Origin of the sequence: Cellulomonas sp. PhB143, assembly GCF_003752595.1 — a bacterium.
In the GTDB taxonomy this organism is placed as follows: domain Bacteria; phylum Actinomycetota; class Actinomycetes; order Actinomycetales; family Cellulomonadaceae; genus Paraoerskovia.
This window is the reverse complement of record NZ_RKIJ01000012.1, coordinates 129880-146254: the sequence shown is the minus strand read 5'-3', so window position 1 is coordinate 146254 and position 16375 is coordinate 129880. Positions and strand designations below refer to the sequence as shown.

Sequence of the window (16375 nt, the reverse complement as noted above, 5' to 3'; positions counted from 1 at the left end):
CCGGGGTCGTACCCTGGCCGACGTGGACGCGGAGACCGGGACCGAGCGGGCCGGACACGCATCGTGCTGCGCGCCGGCGCGGGTGCAGGACGTCGCGCCCGGGCGGACGCCGGCCGTCCGCGGCGCCGACGGTCCCGGAGCGCGCGCGGGCACGGCTGCGGGCGCGGCCGGCGCCCCGGGCCACGCCGTCGAGCAGGTGCCGGTCCCGGCGCAGACCTTCCGGATGGGCGACGCGCACGGCGACGGCCGGTGGCCCGACGGCGAGGGGCCGGTGCACGAGGTCGCGCTCGACGCCTTCTCGATCGACGCGACGAGCGTGACGAACGCCGACTTCGCGCGGTTCGTCGCGGCCACGGGGTTCCGCACCGAGGCGGAGGGCTTCGGCTACTCCGCGGTGTTCCATCTCGCGTTCACGGGCGAGGAGGGTGACGTCCTCGGCGCGCCGGCGCAGACGCCCTGGTGGTACGGGGTCCGCGGGGCGTCGTGGCGCGCGCCCGGGGGGCCGGGCTCCGGCGTCGAGGGCCTCGAGGACCACCCGGTGGTGCACGTGAGCTGGAACGACGCGCAGGCGTACTGCGCGTGGGCGGGCCGCCGGCTGCCGACCGAGGCCGAGTGGGAGTGCGCGTCGCGGGGCGGCCTCGACGGGGCGCGCTACCCGTGGGGCGACGACCTGCCCACCGACCCCTGGGCCTGCAACATCTTCCAGGGCAGCTTCCCGGCCGAGAACACCGTCGAGGACGGGTGGCTGACGACCGCCCCGGTGCGCAGCTACGCCCCGAACGGCTACGGGCTCTGGCAGACGGTCGGCAACGTGTGGGAGTGGTGCGCGGACCGCTGGGCTCCCGACTACTACGCGGCCTCGCCGCGCCACGACCCGCGCGGCCCGGTGAACGGCGACCAGCGCGTCATGCGCGGCGGCTCGTACCTGTGCCACGACTCGTACTGCAACCGGTACCGCAACGCCGCCCGGTCGTCGAACACCCCGGACTCCTCGACCGGCAACACGGGCTTCCGTACCGTCAGTGCCCGTCCCCCCGCGCCGGCTCCGGGCGTGCGTTCCTAGCGCCCCGCGTCCTCGGCGATCCGCTCCAGCCGCGCGACGTGCGCGGACCAGCCGTCCGCCGCCAGGTCCGGGATGTTCGTGTTCGCCACGCGCAGCCCGACGGCGCCGTCGATGCCCTCGCGCAGGATGTCGGCGTGCCCGGCGTGGCGCGCGGAGTCGACGGCGACGTGCACGATCACCTGCTCCAGGGTCACCGTCGCGCGCTCGGCCGGCCACCACGGCACGCGACCGGTGGCGTCGAGGTCGAGCTCCGCGATCGTGGTGTCCGCGAACGCGCACGCCCGGCGGTAGAGGTCGACGATGCTCGCGACCGACTCGTCCTCGTTCGCGAACATGTCGGCGTTCGCGTCGTCGTCGGCCTCCCAGGTGAGCTCCGCCGGATCGGGCCACGGGCGGGCGAACACGTCCCCGAAGTAGCCGATCTCGATCGCCGCACAGTGCTTGACGAGCCCGAGCAGGGAGGTGCCCGTCGGCGTGCGCGGCCACCGGGCCTCGCGCTCGTCGAGGCCGTCGAGCTTCCACAGCAGCGCCTCGCGGGGCGTGCGGAGGTATCCGTGCAGCATCTGCTTCTTGGCGTCGGTCATCGGAGCGTCGGTCATCGGAGCGTCGGTCATCCGGGAGTCGGTCATGGCGCCAGTGTGGCGGGCGCCACCCACACCGGCCCGGCGGCGGCGAAACCTTGCTCGACGGGCAAGGTTCCTTGCGCCGGGGGCCCGTCGGCGCCCACGCTGGAGGGATGGAGAGCAGCGAGGACTTCTGGGAGAACCACTATCGGCGGCTGAGCGAGGGGTGGGGCGCCCGCCCGAACGCCCGCCTGGTCGAGCTCGTGGGCGCGCTGGCGCCCGCGCCGGGGCGCGCCCTGGACCTCGGCTGCGGCCACGGGGCCGACGCCCTCTGGCTCGCCGGGCGGGGCTGGGCGGTCACGGCCGTGGACGTCTCGGCGACCGCCCTCGACCGCGTCGCGGCGGCGGCTCAGGCGGCGGGGCTCGCCGACCACGTCTCCACCGAGCGCCACGACCTGTCCGTCAGCCGGCCCGAGGGCCCGTTCGACCTGGTGACGGCGAGCTACTTCCAGACGCCGCTGGACGTGCCCCGGGCGCCGATGGTCCGGGGCGCCGCCGCGCTGCTCGCGACCGGGGGCCTGCTGCTCGTCGTGGACCACGGTTCTGCGGCGCCGTGGTCGTGGGACCCGGACGCGACCTTCCCGACGCCCGAGGAGACCCGCGCGGGCCTCGACCTCGGCGACGGGTGGGAGACCGTGCTCCTCGACGCGCCGCAGCGCGTCGCGAGCGGTCCGGACGGCGCGACGGCCACGGTCACCGACCTCGTCGTGGTGCTGCGCCGGCGCTGACCGTCCTCAGCCGCGCGTCGCGGCCCGCGGCGGCCACGGCACGAGCATCGAGGTGCTGCGGCGGTAGTCCTCGAACCCGGGGTTCCGGCCGGCCGAGATGCTCTCCGTGAACACCGTCGACCCGACGAACAGCAGGGTGAGCAGCACCGCCCCCGCGACCGTCGCCAGCCACGCCGTGCCGGCGGCGAGCGCCCCGAAGGCGAAGACGACCCACCACTGGCCGACCTCGCAGAAGTAGTTGGGGTGGCGGCTGTACCGGTACAGCCCGGTGCGCAGGACGCCGTCGGCGCGCCCCGCCGCCTTCGCCCGGTGGAAGTCCCACCGCTGCTGGTCGGCGACGCTCTCCCCGGCGAGCAGGACGAGGAAGGCGAGCGTCGCGACGACGTCGGCCGGTCCCAGCGGGCCCGGGTGCTGAGACGCCGTCCAGGCGGGGAGGGTGATGAGCAGCAGGAGGGCGTTCTGGTACGCCGCGATGAAGACCAGGTTGAACACCTGGAAGCGCCAGCCGGGCAGGCGCTCGCGCAGGATCCCCCAGCGGTAGTCCTCCCCGCCGGGCGCGTACCCGCCGCGGCGCGCGAAGTTGAAGGTCAGCCGCGCGCCCCAGACCGTGACCAGCACGGCCATCAGGGTGACCCGGGCGTCGTCGGCGTCCGCGGCGAACACCCACAGGTACGCGACGGGGACGATCGACCACAGGCGGTCCACCCACGAGTACTCCCGCGTGACCACCGACGCCAGCCAGCACGCGGCGGTCACGGCGGCGAAGATCCACAGGTTCACGGTGAGGGCGTCCACCCCACCCACGCTAGGGGCCCGACGGCGTCCCGTCCCCCCTGGGCACGGCGCGCCGACGACTATCCTGGCGCCGTGCCCTCCCCGTCCGCAGGTCCGCTGCGCCTCGTGCGCGCGCTGCTCGTCGCGGCGGTGACCGTGGCGCTCGGGGAGGCGGCGCACGTCTCGGGCGGCGGCACGCTCCCGCCCGCGCTGGTGACGCTCGCGCTCGTCGCGGGCACGCTCGCGGTGACGGCGCGGGTCGTCGGCCGGCGGGTCGGCGGGATCACCGCGGTCGCGCTGCTCGGCGCCGGGCAGCTCGTGGTGCACGCCGTGCTCGGCGCGACGGGGTCCATGGGCTGCATGGCCTCCGGGGCCACGGCTGCGCTCGCGCGCTCGGCCGAGGCTGCCGCGATGCCGGGGATGGCGGGCATGGCCGCCCCCGCCGCCCACGCCGCGCACGCCGCCGGCACGGGGTGCGCCGCGGGCGGCGCGCTCGCCGCGGCACCGGACCCGCGCCTGATGCTCCTGGCGCACGTCGCCTCGACCCTGGTCACGGCATTCCTGATCGCCCGCGCCGACCGCGCGCTGTGGTGGCTCGTGGAGCTGCTGCGCCCGCTGTTCCGCGCCCTCCCGGCCCCGACCACGGTGCCGGCCGCGCGCCTGACGCAGCCGTCCGTCGCCCGCCGCGCCGCGCGGGACGCATGGCGGGCCGTCGTGTCGCCGCGGGGGCCGCCGACGGCCCTGCGCGCGTCCACCTGCTGAGCCTGCGGGCATCCGTCGGTCGGCGCGCTCCGAACCTCGACCGACCCTGCGGCCACGCCGCACCATCATCAGGAGCCTCGCCATGCCCAGAACCACCAGGACCACCACCCGCTCGGCCGTCGTCGCGACGGCGGCGGGCCTCGCCCTCGCCCTGTTCCCCGCGGCGGGCGCCTCCGCGCACGTGCGCGTGACGCCCGACGAGACGGCGGCGGGCGGGTTCTCCGTCCTCACGTTCCGCGTGCCCAACGAGTCGGCGACCGCCGAGACCTCGAAGGTCACGGTCGACCTGCCGACGGACACCCCGTTCCTGTCGGTCTCGACCAAGCCGGTGCCCGGCTGGACCGCCAAGGTCGAGAAGGCGAAGCTCGACGAGCCCGTGGAGTTCTACGGCACGAAGCTCACCGAGGCCCCGTCCGAGGTCACGTGGACCGCGGACAAGGGATCGGAGGTCGCCGACGGCCAGTTCCAGGAGTTCGAGGTCTCGGTCGGCCCGCTGCCCGACGCCGGCACGGACGTCCTGCTCCCGGCGCACCAGACGTACACCGACGGCAGCGTCGTCGACTGGGACGAGCCGACGCCTGCCGGCGGCGAGGAGCCCGAGCACCCCGCCCCCGAGCTGACGACCACGGCGGCCGAGGGCGACGACGCGGCCGGCGCCGGCGACGGGGCGACCGCCGCCGCGGCGTCGTCGGGCACCGCTGCCTCGTCCGACGAGTCCTCGCCCGACACCGCGGCGCGCGTGCTCGGCGGTGCCGGGCTGCTGCTGGGCCTGGCGGCGCTGGTCGTCGCCGTGCTCTCCGGGCGTCGTCGGGCAGGGAAGGGCCAGGCGTGAGCCGGGCCCGGCGCCTGCGCGACGGCGCCCTCGCGCTCGGCCTCGCGGGGCTGCTCGCGACGGCCGGGGCGAGCGCGGCGCAGGCGCACGACGTCCTCGTGAGCACGGACCCCGACGACGGGTCGACGGTGGACGCCGCGCCCGGCACGGTGTCCCTGACGTTCGACCAGCCGGCGCTCGCGGTCGGCACGCAGATCGACGTCTTCACCCCCGACGGGACCGACGTCAGCGTCGGCGACGCGCAGGTCGTGGACAACGTCGTCAGCCAGGACGTCGGCGGCACGCTGCCGGCGGGCGACTACACCGTGCAGTGGCGCGTGGTCTCCGCCGACGGGCACCCCATCGACGGAGAGTTCTCGTTCACCGCGTCGAAGGACACCTCGGTCGCCGCGCCCGCCGCGTCCGGGGGGCCGTCGCGCGCGCCGGAGGCGGCCGGGTCCTCGGCCTCGGCGGGTGCCGGGGGCGCGTCGGTGGACTCCGCCGCGGACGCCGCGTCGTCGGGCGCCCCGGTGGTGCTGCTGAGCATCCTCGGCGTCGTCGTCGTCCTCGGCGCCGCCGTGGTGGTCCTCGCGGTACGCCGGCAGGGCCGGGGCGGAGCCTGAGCGGGCGGCGCGGGCGCGAATCGTTTCGGTGCACCGGGCCCCGGCGGCTATCGTGGGGCGCCGGAGCGTAGGTGAAACGATTCGGCCCGCGCCTCCCGCGCCCGCGCCGTCGTCCCGAAAGAACACCATGAGCACCGCACACCCCTACCTCGACCCCACGCTGCCCGTCGCGGAGCGCGTCGCCGACCTCGTCGGCCGGATGACCCTCGAGGAGAAGATCGGCCAGATGATGCAGCTCTGCGCCGAGGAGGACCTCGAGGACATGGTCCTGCGCAAGCACGTGGGCTCGATCCTGCACACCCCGCCGGACCGGATGGCCCGGGCGCACGCCTACGTCGCCCAGACCCGCCTGCAGGTCCCGCTGCTCGTCGGCGAGGACTGCATCCACGGACACTCCTTCTTCGCGGGCGCCACGATCTACCCGACGCAGCTCGGCATGGGCGCCACCTGGAGCGCCGACCTGCTCGAGCGCGTCGCGCGCGCCACGGCCGTCGAGGTCGCCTCCACCGGCACGCACTGGACCTTCTCGCCCGTGCTCTGCATCGCCCGCGACCTGCGCTGGGGCCGCGTGAGCGAGACGTTCGGCGAGGACCCGTTCCTCATCGGCGAGCTGTCCTCCGCGATGGTCCGCGGCTACCAGGGCGAGGGGCTCGACGACCCGACCGCGATCCTCGCGACCGCGAAGCACTTCGCCGGCTACTCCGAGACGCAGGGCGGGCGCGACGCGAGCGAGGCCGACATCTCCCGGCGCAAGCTCCGCTCGTGGTTCCTGCCGCCGTTCGAGCGGGTCGCCCGCGAGGGCTGCCGCACCTTCATGCTCGGCTACCAGTCGATGGACGGCGTCCCCGTGACCGTCAACGACTGGCTGCTCAGCGACGTCCTGCGCGGGGAGTGGGGCTACACCGGCACGCTCATCACCGACTGGGACAACGTCGGGCGCATGGTCTGGGAGCAGAAGATCCAGCCCGACCACGCGCACGCCGCCGCCGCGGCCGTGCGGGCCGGCAACGACCTCGTGATGACGACGCCGCAGTTCTTCCAGGGCGCGCTCGACGCCGTCGGGCAGGGCCTGATCGCGGAGGCGGACCTCGACCCGGCCGTGGGTCGCATCCTCACGCTGAAGTTCGAGCTCGGGCTCTTCGAGGACCCGCGCCACCCCGACGCCGAGCGCCAGGCCGCGGTCGTCGGCTCCGCGGAGCACGCCGGGCTCAACCTCGAGGTAGCCCGCCGCTCGCTCGTCCTGCTCCGCAACGACGGCACCCTGCCTTTCGCGGGGGCTACCCGGACGGTCGCCGTCGTCGGGCCCAACGCCGACGACGCCGACACCCAGCAGGGCGACTGGGCCGGCTCGTCCGGCCAGGCGCGCTGGATCCTCGACGGGCACCCGCGCGAGATGTCCGAGACGGTGCTCGACGGGTTCCGCGACCAGGCGCCGGACGGCTGGACCGTCACGCACGCGCGCGGCGCCGACATCCTCACGGTCGGCCCCGACCCCGAGGGCGCGTTCTTCCCGGACGGCCAGCCGCGCCCGCAGGTCGTCGTCCCCGCGGAGCCCGACGACGCGATGATCGCCGAGGCGGTCGCCGCCGCCGAGGGGGCGGACTACGTGGTCGCCGTCGTCGGCGACCGGATCGAGCTCGTGGGCGAGGGGCGCTCGACGGCGACCCTCGACCTCGTCGGCGGCCAGGTCGCGCTGCTCGACGCGCTCGCGGCGACCGGGACCCCGATGGTCGTCGTGGTGATCGCGTCGAAGCCGCTGGTGCTGCCGGCGTCGGCGCGCGGGGCGGCGGCGATCGTGTGGGCCGCGAACCCGGGCATGCGGGGCGGGCGGGCGGTCGCCGAGCTCGCGCTCGGGCTGATCGAGCCGTCCGGGCGCCTGCCGATCTCGTTCGCCGAGCACGTGGGCCAGCTGCCGGTGTTCTACAACCAGCTCCCGGGCCAGCACGGCACGCGGTACGCCGACCTGACGCAGCGCACGCCGTTCGCGTTCGGCGAGGGCCTGAGCTACACCACCGTCGAGTACGCAGACCTCGAGGTGCTCACGCCGCAGGTCTCGGCGGGCGGCACGGGGGCCGGGGAGAGCGTGCGGGCGCGGGTCACCGTGCGCAACACCGGGTCGCGGCCGGCGCTCGAGACCGTGCAGGTCTACGTGCACGACGTCGTCACCTCCGTCACCTGGGCGGAGAAGGAGCTCAAGACGTTCCGCCAGGTCGAGCTCGCGCCGGGCGCGAGCGAGGTCGTCGAGATCGAGGTGCCGGTCGCGGACTGCACCCTGGTCGACGCCGCCGGGCGCCGCGTCGTCGAGCCGGGGGCGTTCGAGCTGCTCGTGGGGCCGTCGTCGCGTGACGAGGTGCTGCTGCGCGCGGGGTTCACGGTCTCGGCCTGACGGACGCCGGCGGGCTGCCGCATGACGGCTGCCGCTTGCCGCCTGCCGCGCGACTGCTTCGCTGAACTCGCCGAGTTCGATGCGTACGCGCGAGTTCGATGCCGCCGGGGTCGAACTCGCGCGGCAGGGTCGAACTCGCGGGCGGGGGCGGCCGGCCCGAGGTGCGAGCGCCCGGCGCAGCGTCGACCGTGAAGGTGTCGGGGCGCCGCCGGGGCGTCCCGCACCGACGAGACGGAGGACGCGATGAACGGCGTGGCCGTGCTGAAGGACCTGTTCGGACGGATCGGACCGACCGTGACGCATGCCGTCGACGGCCTCGACGAGGACGCCCTGACGGCCCGCATCGACCCCGAGGCCAACACGATCGCCTGGCTGGCGTGGCACGCGGCCCGCGGCCAGGACGTGCAGGTGGCCGACGCCGTCGGGCGCGAGCAGGTCTGGACCTCCCAGGGGTGGGCGGAGAAGTTCGACCTGCCGTTCGACGACGACGCGATGGGCTACGGCCAGTCGCCCGAGGAGGTCGGGCAGGTGCGCGTCAGCGCGGAGCTGCTCAAGGGCTACCTCGACGCGGTGCAGGACGAGAGCACCGACGCCCTGTCGTCCCTGAGCGACGCCGACCTGGACCGCGTCGTCGACGAGGACTGGGACCCGCCGGTCACGCTCGGGGTGCGGCTCGTGAGCGTCGCGGGCGACTGCCTGCAGCACGCGGGCCAGGCGGCGTACGCGCGCGGGGTGCTGGAGCGCTCTGCCCGCTGAACCGCTCTGCCCGCTGAACCGCTCTGCCCGCTGAACCGCTCTGCCCGGCGGGTGAGATGTCGGCCGGACGCTGCCGGTGGTGCGCCGGCGGCCTAGGCTCGAAGGATGGCTCACCGCCGCCGCCGGGCGGCCGCCGGGCACCCGGTCGTGTTCGAGCTCGTCGTCGCCGACGAGGCGCCGGAGCGCGCCGGGCCGCGGGAGCCGTCGTCGGTTCCCGGTGCAGCCACTGATGCCGACCGAGCCGCCGACCGCACGTGGCACGCCTGGCGGCTGGGTGTCCCGGTCGGGCTCGTCGGGCTGGTCGGCGCCGTGCTGCTCGTGGGCGGGATCGTCGACGCCGGGCGTGACGAGGGTCGTCTCGGGCAGGCCACCGCGGCGCTGGCCCCGCTGCCCGCGGAACCCGCTCCGACGTGGACCGTGGACGTCGCCCTCGACGGCGTCGTCGAGCGGTGGGGCGCGCTGGTCACGCTGCACGAGGGGACGGCCGTCGCCCGGGACGTCGCCACGGGCGAGGAGCGCTGGAGCGCGCGCGTCGGCGACGGCGCGGACTGCGGGCAGGTCGACGGGCGGGCCCCCGCGACGCCGGGCACCGACCCGCTCGTGTGCGTGGCGGGCGCCGGGGGCGAGCGCACCGTCGTCGTCCTCGACCGCGACGGCGAGGAGGTCGCGCGGCGCGACCTGACGGTCGGCGGCGGCTCCGTCGAGCCGGGCGCCGACGGCACGGTGCTGGTCGCGCGCCGCACGGGCGAGCCCGTCGACGCCCGGGCGCTCCTGCCCTACGGGTGGACGGCGGACGAGCAGGTCGAGGTCCCCGGCGGGCGGGGCGCCGACGTCGTCGCGCAGGACGCGGTCACGGGCGAGGAGCGCTGGCGTACGAGGCTGGCGTTCCTCGCTCCGGCGAACATCTGGGAGTGCGTCGGGTTCAGCGACGACACGGCCGTCGTGGACGTCGACCGGCTGGAGGTGAGCACGGTCGGCGGCCTGGTCCACGTCGACGGCTGCGGGGTCGGGGCCGACCTCACGAGCGCGGGCGTGCGGCTGGACGTGCCCGGGTCGCCCGACGCCGTCGTCCCCCTCGAGGACGGCACGTACCTGCGGACGGCGCCCGGCGACGGGACCGGGTCGGGTCCTGTCCGGGGCCGCGGCGGGACCGGGGCCGGTGGCGACGTCGTCCTCGACGGCTCCGGCGAGCAGGTGTGGCGCGCGCCCGGCTCGCTGCTCGTGCCGGGCGCCTCGGACGGCTCGAGCGCCCGGACGCGGCTGGTGCGCACCCAAGACGGGCTGGCGGCGTTCGGCACGGACGGGGCCGAGCGGTGGCGCGACCTGCAGGACGCGGACCGCGTCCTCGTGCAGACGGTCGACACCGCCGTGCTGCTCGAGGGTGGCGACGTCACCGCCGTCGACCTCGCGACCGGCGAGCGCCGCTGGGAGCACGAGGTCGACGACGGCTGGCAGGTCGAGAGCGCCTTCACCGACGGCGACCGGGCGGTGCTGTGGACGACGTCGGCGGGGAACCTCGAGGGGGAACGGTCCCGCGTGACCGCGTACGACCTGGGCGACGGCGACCGCGCGTGGCGGGTCGGCAGCTCGCGGATCCGCGAGTCGGTCGTCGCCGTGGACGGGTCGCTGCTGCGGGTCACGGACGACGGCGTGGCGAGGCTCGGCTGACGGGCGCACGCTGGGTGCGCACACGCGACGGTGACGGCGAGAGGCTCCACGATGACCGACGACACGGCTCCGTGGGAGCCGCCGTTCTCCGGGCCGGCCGACGCGCAGATCGTCGCGGCGCTCGACCGGCTGCGGGCGACCTTCCGGTGGAAGGCCGACGGGCTCGACGCCGCGGGCCTGCGCGCGCGGGTCGGTGCGTCCGCGCTGACCCTGGGCGGGCTCCTCAAGCACCTCGCGCTCATCGAGGACCACTGCTCCGCGGTGAAGATGGCCGGGGAGCCCCTCGGCGCCCCGTGGGAGGGCGCCGGCGCGCCGGACGACGAGTTCGTCTCGGCCGCCGGCGACGCGCCGTCGGACCTCTACGCGCTCTGGGACGGCGCGGTGGCCAGGTCGCGGGCGCGCCTCGCCGCGGCGTCGGGCGACAGCGGTCTCGACGGGCCCGCGCACGTCACCGGGCCCGGCGGGGAGCCGGTCAGCCTGCGTCGCCTCGTGTGCGACCTGGTGGAGGAGTACGGCCGGCACACCGGGCACGCGGACCTGCTCCGCGAGGCGGTCGACGGGCGCGTCGGCGAGGACCCGCCCGACGCGTGGCGTCCGGTCGGCGCGGTCGGGTAGGCGGACTTCACCCGGCACCTCTCGACGCCGGCCCGGCCCGTGGGTAGGTTCGCGCCGTGAGCCCCCGACGACGTGCCTCCCGCGACGTGGCGGGCGCGCGGGGCGAGCCCGTCTCGTTCGACCTCGGCGGCCTGGCGGACGACGCCCCCGCGGTCGTGGCCGCGCCCGCGCCCGGGACGGCCCCGTCCCGCGGCGGCCGACGGCGTCGGCGCGCGCTCGTCGTGGTCGTCGCCGCGGGCGCGATCGTTGCCGCGGGCCTCGTCGTGGTGGCGGTGGTCGGGGACGACCGGTCCGAGGCACGCCTGGTCGCGGCCCCCGGAGGGCTCCTGCCGCTGCCGGACGCCCCGGCCGAGACGTGGTCGGTCGACCACTGGAACGGGGAGGGGCTCGTGGACCGGGGGTCGACCCTGGTGCTCACCGGCGGCAGCCTCACCGCCCTCGACCCCGCGACCGGCGCCGAGCGCTGGCACCTCGAGACCGGCGGCCCCACCTGGTGCGGCGGGTCGGCGGGCCGCGACCCGCGGCCCGGCGGCTGGCCCCTGACGTGCGTCTCGCGCGACGGGGACGACACGCGCGTGACGCTCGTGGACGAGGGCGGCACCGTCGTCGGGCGGCGCGACGTGACGTTCCCGGCGGACCTCCCGCTCGCCGCGCTGGCCGACGGCGGCGTGGTGTCGGCCGAGCGCGTCGGCAAGCCGCCCGCCGGCGGCGACGGCTTCGAGTTCGACTACGAGGGCAGCACCCACCCGAGCACCCTGCCCGCCGGGCGCGACGTGCTCGTCCGCGCGACGGACGCCGCCACCGGCGAGCCGCGGTGGGAGCGGACCGTCCCGTACGTCGAGCCGCAGGACGCCTGGCCGTGTGCGGACTGGAGCGGGGAGACCCCGGTGGGCGACGTGTCCGTCACGCAGCTCCAGGCGGTCGGCGGCGTCGTCCAGGTCTCCGGCTGCGGGGTCGACGCGGCGTTCTCGCAGGACGGCACTCGCCTCGACGACCCCGCGACGCCCGACCGCGTCGAGGCCCTGGCCGACGGGACGATCCTGCGGACGCTGCGGGACGACGCGGGGGACCGGCCGATCAGCCAGGAGGTGCTCGACGCCGCGGGCGAGGTCCGCTGGGAGGTGCCGGGCCAGGCCATGGTCCCGGCGGCGACCGACGGGACCGACGGGCCCGGGCAGGGGACGTGGGTGGTGGAGGACGGCGCCGCCCTGTCCGCCTACGACGCCGACCACACCCGGCGCTGGTCGGAGCGGACGCACGTGGACAAGGTGCTCGTCCAGGCGTCGGGCCTGGTCGTGGTGGCGCGGCTCGGGATGCTCGTCGGGCTCGACCTCGCGACCGGGCAGGAACGCTGGCGGACGGCGCCCGAGGCGGACCCCGCGGGCAGCGAGGCGTTCACGGACGGGGCCTCGGCCATCGTCACGTCGGCGATCGAGGGGCGCGTCGACGAGGACGGCGAACCGGTCACGGACGGCACGCTCGACCGCTCCACCAGCGACGCGACCGGTCCCGTCGGGACCCGCGTGACCGCCTACGACCTGGCCGACGGATCGGTGCGCTGGACCACGACGGCGCCCTCCGGCGCCGACCTCGAGGCGGTCGACGGGCACCTGCTCTCGATCGAGCCGCGCTACCTGCGGGGGCTCGGGTGAGCCCCCGGCGCGGCGGGTCCGGCGGGGGCACGGTCGTGCTCGACCTGAGCGACCTGCCCGACGACGGCGGCGGCGGCGGGAGCGGCGGCGACCTGCCCGGCGAGGGTGCCGCGCCCGGTCCGCGCCCCCGCCACCGGCGTGCCCTGCTCGCGGCCGTCGGGGGCGCGGTGGTCGTGGCGGTCGCGCTCGGGACGGTCTCCGTCGTCGCGGCGCACCGCGACGAGGCGCGGCTGGTCTCCGCGGCGGGCGGGCTCCGGCCGCTGGACGACGCGCCGGGCCGGACGTGGTCCCTCCCCGTGTCCGGCGACGCCGGCGTGGTGCACCGGGACGGCACGGTCGTGCTCACCGGTGCGGGCACGGACGGGAGCGAGGACTCCGGCATCGAGGCGGTCGACGCCGCGACGGGCGCGGTGCGCTGGCGCGTCCCGGTCGGCGGGTCCGCCACCTGCGACGACGGGATCGGTCCCGGCGGGGACGCGGGTGACGCCGCGGGCAGCGGCTGGCCGATGACGTGCGTCGGGCTCGACGGGGACACCGCGACGGTGACGCTGGTGGGCGAGGACGGCACCGTCGTCGGGCACCGGGAGGAGGACGTCACGGGCGACCGCCCGCTCCTGCCGATCGCCGGGGGAGCGCTGGTCACCGCGGTCCGGGTCGGCGACCCGCCGGAGGGCGGGGAGGGGTTCGCGTACGACCTGGACGGGGCGGAGCCGAGCGAGCTGCCGCCGGGGCGCGACGTCCGGGTCACGGTGACCGACGCCGCCACCGGCGCCGAGCGCTGGTCGCGGACCCTCCGGTACGCCGAGCCGGACGACCCGTGGCGCTGCGTCGTCTGGACCGACGACGACCCCGTCGGCGACGTCGCGGTGACAGACCTGTGGGTCTCGGGCGGCGTCGTCCAGGTCTCCGGCTGCGGCGTCGACGCCCAGCTCACGCCGGACGGCGTGCGGCTCGACGACCCGGCCGTCGACGACAGCGTCCAGCCGCTCGGGGACGGGACGTTCCTGCGGGAGGCGACCAACGTCACCAGCGGCGTCGTCACGGCGCAGGAGGTGCTCGACGGTGGTGCCCGGGTGCTGTGGGAGGTTCCCGGCACCCTGCTGGTGCCCCTGGCGTCGGACGGGACGGGGGCCGAGACCCGCCTCGTGCTGGGCGACGGCCGGCTCACCGGCTACGGCCCGGACCACCGCGCGCGCTGGAGGTCGCCCGTCGCCGCGGACGCGGTGCTGGTGCAGACCGCCGACGTCGCCGTCGTCGCCGCGGCGCTGCGCCTCGTGGCGGTCGACCTCGCGACCGGCGAGACCCGCTGGACGCGCGAGCTCCAGGAACCGGTCGACGGCTACCAGGCGTTCACCGACGGGAGCTCCGCGATCGTCACCACCACGCTCATGGGGCGTCCGCTCGACGGCGGCGCCGGCGACGGCGCACCGGTGGACGTGGACTCCGGGGAGGTGACCGGTCCCTCCGGGGTCCGGGTCGACGCGTACGACCTGGCGGACGGCGCCGAGCGGTGGACCGTCACCGAGCCGCCGGACCGGAACCTGGTGGCCGTGGCGGGCAGCCTCCTCGCGGTCGACGGGCGCAGCGTCTCGCGGCTCGGCTGAGCGGTGCCGCCGGCGCGGGCACGCCCGGGCCGGCCGCGGCTCAGTCCTCGATCAGCCCGCCGCCCACCCAGGCGCGCAGCGCCGCGACGTCGCCCGGCGTGAGCTCCATGCGGGCGCCGCGGCACAGGCCCACGACGTTGTCCGCGAACGCGGCGGCGAGGTCGGCGGCGCTCGGGCTGTCGCCCAGCTCGGTGCCGCCGTAGAGGATCCCGGAGATGACGAAGTTGACCGTCGAGCGTCCGACCGGCACGCCCGCGTCCTGGCAGGCGTTGCGCACGCGGCGCGAGGTGGCGGCGCGCTCGAAGGGGTGCGCGGCGACGTCGTCGGCCAGCGTGGTCAGCAGGGCGCGGTAGTTCTCCGCGCTGAGGCCCGGGACGTCGGTGACGTTGATGACCTGGCGCTGCAGGGCGCTCGGGTCCGTGTCGGCGACGGCCGCGCCGGGCAGGTCGGCCTCGCCGAAGCGCTTGGCGTCCCACACGTGGCCCGGCGGCCGCGAGGACGCCCCGACCTCGGGCACCTCCTGCGCCAGCCACGCCGCGAAGCCGCCGGTGCCGCCCCAGCTGTCGTCCGCCACCGACGGGTCGGCCTTCTGCGCCGCCTGCGCGACGGAGCCGAGCGTGAGCGGGCGGTCCGCGGACAGCACCCGCTTGAGGACGGCGCGGCGCGCCACGGGGCTCAGGGGCGCGGCCGGGGGAGCGGTCGCCTTCGGCGGGGCGGCGCGCTCGGGCACCACGATCTCGGACGGCTCGAGCGGGCCGGTCCCCGACGCCTTGCGGCTGCGGGAGCCGCTGGCCCGGGACGTCTTGGGCTTGCTCGCGGTGCCCGACGGCGTCGTGGTGGCCCCGGCGGTCCCGCTCGCCTCGGCGGCCTCCGTGGCCTCGAGGGTCTCCGTGGCGTCGAGGACGTCGCCGGTCTCGGCGGCGGCTGTGCCCGCGGACGCGCCGGTGGCACCCGCGGCGGAGGTGCCGGCCGACGTCGTCGTCCCCGACCGGCGGCCCCGGCCACCGCGCGAGCGGGACGGTGCCTGCGCGGGGGCGGGCGCGGGGGCGTGGTGCTCGTCGTCGCCGTCCGTGGAGGCGCCGGTGACGAGCTCGGCGAGGTCGTCGGCCGTGATGACCGTGTCCGCGACGGCGCGGTAGGCGCTGGCGGCGGGGCTCGCGGTGATGATCGTGACGCGGCGGTCGTCGGCCCGGCAGCGCTGGGCGAGGGGCGTGAAATCGGCGTCGGCGGAGACGATGACGATCTCCTCGTAGCGGGTCTGGGCCGCGAGGGCGTCGACGGCGTCGAGCACGAGGTTGATGTCGGCGCTCGACTTGCCCTGCTGGGTCAGCGACGGGCAGTCGACGACCTGGAAGCCGGCGCGCGTGAAGTTGGGCCGGAACTGCGAGAACACCGACGGGTTGAGGTAGCAGGAGCGCACGAGGAACCGCCGCGTGAAGTCGCCGTCCGCGTCGCTGCCGGTCTCGAGCTCCGACAGCCAGTGGCCGGGGTCGCTCGCGAAGGCCTCCGCGGCGGCGGGGTCGAGGCGGCGCAGGCCGATGTAGACGTTGTCGAAGTCGACGAACATCGCTGCGCGCAGGTGGCGGGTGGTCTCGGTGGCGCCCGAGGGGGACGTGCTGGGGGAAGTCACGTGCGCCATCATCCTCGGTCCGGGCGGCGGGGGCCATCTCGCCCGGACGGTCAGGCCTGCGCGCCGCGCACCTGCTCGAGATAGCTGCCCATCGTCTCGGGGTCCGACGGGCTGTCCTCGACGATCTCCCGCACGACGACCGGCTGCTGCAGGGGCACGCCCCCGGGCCCTGGCACGGCCGAGACGCGCGCGGCGATCTCGAGGGCCCGCGCCTCGGACGGGACCTCGACGATCTGGTAGCCGGCGACCCACTCCGCGATCTCCGCGAACGGGCCGGCCGTGACCATCGGCGCGCCGCCGTCGCTCGTCACGATCTTCGCCACGTCCGGCCCCGCGAGGATCTCTCCCCCGACGAGCTCGCCGGAGGCCCGGAGCTCGTCGTTCAGCGCGGTGTAGTGGTCGAGGTGGGCCTGGACCTCCGCGGGCTCCCACCGGTCCATCGGGGTGTCGATCACGCCGGGCTGGAAGTTCACGGCGAGCAGGTACCTGGTCATGTCGCTCCTCGGTCGGGCCGGTCGGGCCGGCGCCTGGGTGGCGGCCGGTCGGCCGCTCATGGGGACGACGAACGGCGTCGGCCGATCTCGACAGGTCGGGCCGCGCTGCTCTCGTCAGGGGTGGGTCTGCTCGACGGTGGTTCCGGTCAGCGTAGGGCGCCCGGCCCGGCCCCGCGCGAAACGTGC

The 16375-nt window shown here is 76.5% G+C and carries 15 protein-coding genes; 11 read left to right on the top strand and 4 right to left on the bottom strand.

The features are described 5' to 3' along the window. The first annotated feature begins 22 nt into the window (after positions 1–22). On the top strand, positions 23–1063 hold the full coding sequence (locus EDF32_RS08890) for a formylglycine-generating enzyme family protein (RefSeq protein WP_370449951.1): 1041 nt from the start codon (positions 23–25) through the stop codon (positions 1061–1063). On the opposite strand, the gene EDF32_RS08885 is transcribed toward EDF32_RS08890, so the two are convergent. Continuing rightward, a complete protein-coding gene (locus EDF32_RS08885; protein WP_233565823.1) occupies positions 1060–1692 on the bottom strand; it encodes a DinB family protein in 633 nt (210 codons plus the stop codon). The two genes, EDF32_RS08890 and EDF32_RS08885, sit on opposite strands and share 4 nt — an antisense overlap. 107 nt (positions 1693–1799) lie before the next feature. Here EDF32_RS08885 and EDF32_RS08880 point away from each other — a divergent pair, with 107 nt between their 5' ends. Further along, the gene (locus EDF32_RS08880; RefSeq protein ID WP_123308183.1) at positions 1800–2414 is read left to right on the top strand and encodes a bifunctional 2-polyprenyl-6-hydroxyphenol methylase/3-demethylubiquinol 3-O-methyltransferase UbiG; all 615 of its coding nucleotides are present in this window, start codon (positions 1800–1802) and stop codon (positions 2412–2414) included. A 6-nt stretch (positions 2415–2420) separates the two neighbouring features. On the opposite strand, the gene EDF32_RS08875 is transcribed toward EDF32_RS08880, so the two are convergent. Further along, positions 2421–3209, bottom strand: coding sequence for a DUF1295 domain-containing protein (locus EDF32_RS08875; RefSeq protein WP_123308182.1), 789 nt, complete (start codon positions 3207–3209; stop codon positions 2421–2423). A 72-nt stretch (positions 3210–3281) separates the two neighbouring features. On the opposite strand from EDF32_RS08875, the gene EDF32_RS14575 reads away from it, so the two are divergent. The 9 genes from EDF32_RS14575 (at position 3282) to EDF32_RS08830 (ending at position 14065) form a co-directional block, all read left to right on the top strand. Next, positions 3282–3950, top strand: a complete 669-nt coding sequence (locus tag EDF32_RS14575; protein ID WP_158614078.1) for a hypothetical protein — start codon at positions 3282–3284, stop codon at positions 3948–3950. Positions 3951–4032: 82 nt separating this feature from the next. Continuing rightward, on the top strand, positions 4033–4782 hold the full coding sequence (locus EDF32_RS08865) for a YcnI family protein (protein WP_123308181.1): 750 nt from the start codon (positions 4033–4035) through the stop codon (positions 4780–4782). Beyond that, on the top strand, positions 4779–5384 hold the full coding sequence (locus tag EDF32_RS08860; protein WP_123308180.1) for a copper resistance CopC family protein: 606 nt from the start codon (positions 4779–4781) through the stop codon (positions 5382–5384). The genes EDF32_RS08865 and EDF32_RS08860 overlap by 4 nt, the downstream gene beginning before the upstream one ends. 127 nt (positions 5385–5511) lie before the next feature. Then, positions 5512–7770 (top strand): glycoside hydrolase family 3 N-terminal domain-containing protein, encoded by a 2259-nt coding sequence (locus tag EDF32_RS08855; protein ID WP_123308179.1) that lies wholly within the window; start codon positions 5512–5514, stop codon positions 7768–7770. A 243-nt stretch (positions 7771–8013) separates the two neighbouring features. Continuing rightward, positions 8014–8526 (top strand): DUF664 domain-containing protein, encoded by a 513-nt coding sequence (locus tag EDF32_RS08850; protein ID WP_123308178.1) that lies wholly within the window; start codon positions 8014–8016, stop codon positions 8524–8526. Between the two features lie 105 nt (positions 8527–8631). Further along, positions 8632–10194, top strand: a complete 1563-nt coding sequence (locus tag EDF32_RS08845; protein WP_123308177.1) for a PQQ-binding-like beta-propeller repeat protein — start codon at positions 8632–8634, stop codon at positions 10192–10194. Positions 10195–10245: 51 nt separating this feature from the next. Continuing rightward, the gene (locus EDF32_RS08840; protein ID WP_123308176.1) at positions 10246–10809 is read left to right on the top strand and encodes a DUF664 domain-containing protein; all 564 of its coding nucleotides are present in this window, start codon (positions 10246–10248) and stop codon (positions 10807–10809) included. Positions 10810–10865: 56 nt separating this feature from the next. Then, positions 10866–12461, top strand: a complete 1596-nt coding sequence (locus EDF32_RS08835; RefSeq protein ID WP_148061584.1) for a PQQ-binding-like beta-propeller repeat protein — start codon at positions 10866–10868, stop codon at positions 12459–12461. Then, positions 12458–14065 (top strand): hypothetical protein, encoded by a 1608-nt coding sequence (locus EDF32_RS08830; protein WP_123308174.1) that lies wholly within the window; start codon positions 12458–12460, stop codon positions 14063–14065. The genes EDF32_RS08835 and EDF32_RS08830 overlap by 4 nt, the downstream gene beginning before the upstream one ends. Before the next feature lie 40 nt (positions 14066–14105). On the opposite strand, the gene EDF32_RS08825 is transcribed toward EDF32_RS08830, so the two are convergent. Next, a complete protein-coding gene (locus EDF32_RS08825; protein WP_158614077.1) occupies positions 14106–15695 on the bottom strand; it encodes an NYN domain-containing protein in 1590 nt (529 codons plus the stop codon). A gap of 50 nt (positions 15696–15745) precedes the next feature. Continuing rightward, positions 15746–16189 (bottom strand): YciI family protein, encoded by a 444-nt coding sequence (locus tag EDF32_RS08820; protein ID WP_123308172.1) that lies wholly within the window; start codon positions 16187–16189, stop codon positions 15746–15748. Between the last annotated feature and the right edge of the window lie 186 nt (positions 16190–16375).

Excerpts from the sequence above, each read along its gene's own strand:
- EDF32_RS08880 (WP_123308183.1), top strand. The coding sequence starts at position 1,800 with ATGGAGAGCAGCGAGGACTTCTGGGAGAACCACTATCGGCGGCTGAGC.
- EDF32_RS08845 (WP_123308177.1), top strand. The coding sequence starts at position 8,632 with ATGGCTCACCGCCGCCGCCGGGCGGCCGCCGGGCACCCGGTCGTGTTC.
- EDF32_RS08820 (WP_123308172.1), bottom strand. The coding sequence starts at position 16,189 with ATGACCAGGTACCTGCTCGCCGTGAACTTCCAGCCCGGCGTGATCGAC.
- EDF32_RS08865 (WP_123308181.1), top strand. The coding sequence starts at position 4,033 with ATGCCCAGAACCACCAGGACCACCACCCGCTCGGCCGTCGTCGCGACG.
- EDF32_RS08840 (WP_123308176.1), top strand. The coding sequence starts at position 10,246 with ATGACCGACGACACGGCTCCGTGGGAGCCGCCGTTCTCCGGGCCGGCC.
- EDF32_RS08855 (WP_123308179.1), top strand. The coding sequence starts at position 5,512 with ATGAGCACCGCACACCCCTACCTCGACCCCACGCTGCCCGTCGCGGAG.
- EDF32_RS08850 (WP_123308178.1), top strand. The coding sequence starts at position 8,014 with ATGAACGGCGTGGCCGTGCTGAAGGACCTGTTCGGACGGATCGGACCG.
- EDF32_RS08885 (WP_233565823.1), bottom strand. The coding sequence starts at position 1,692 with ATGACCGACTCCCGGATGACCGACGCTCCGATGACCGACGCTCCGATG.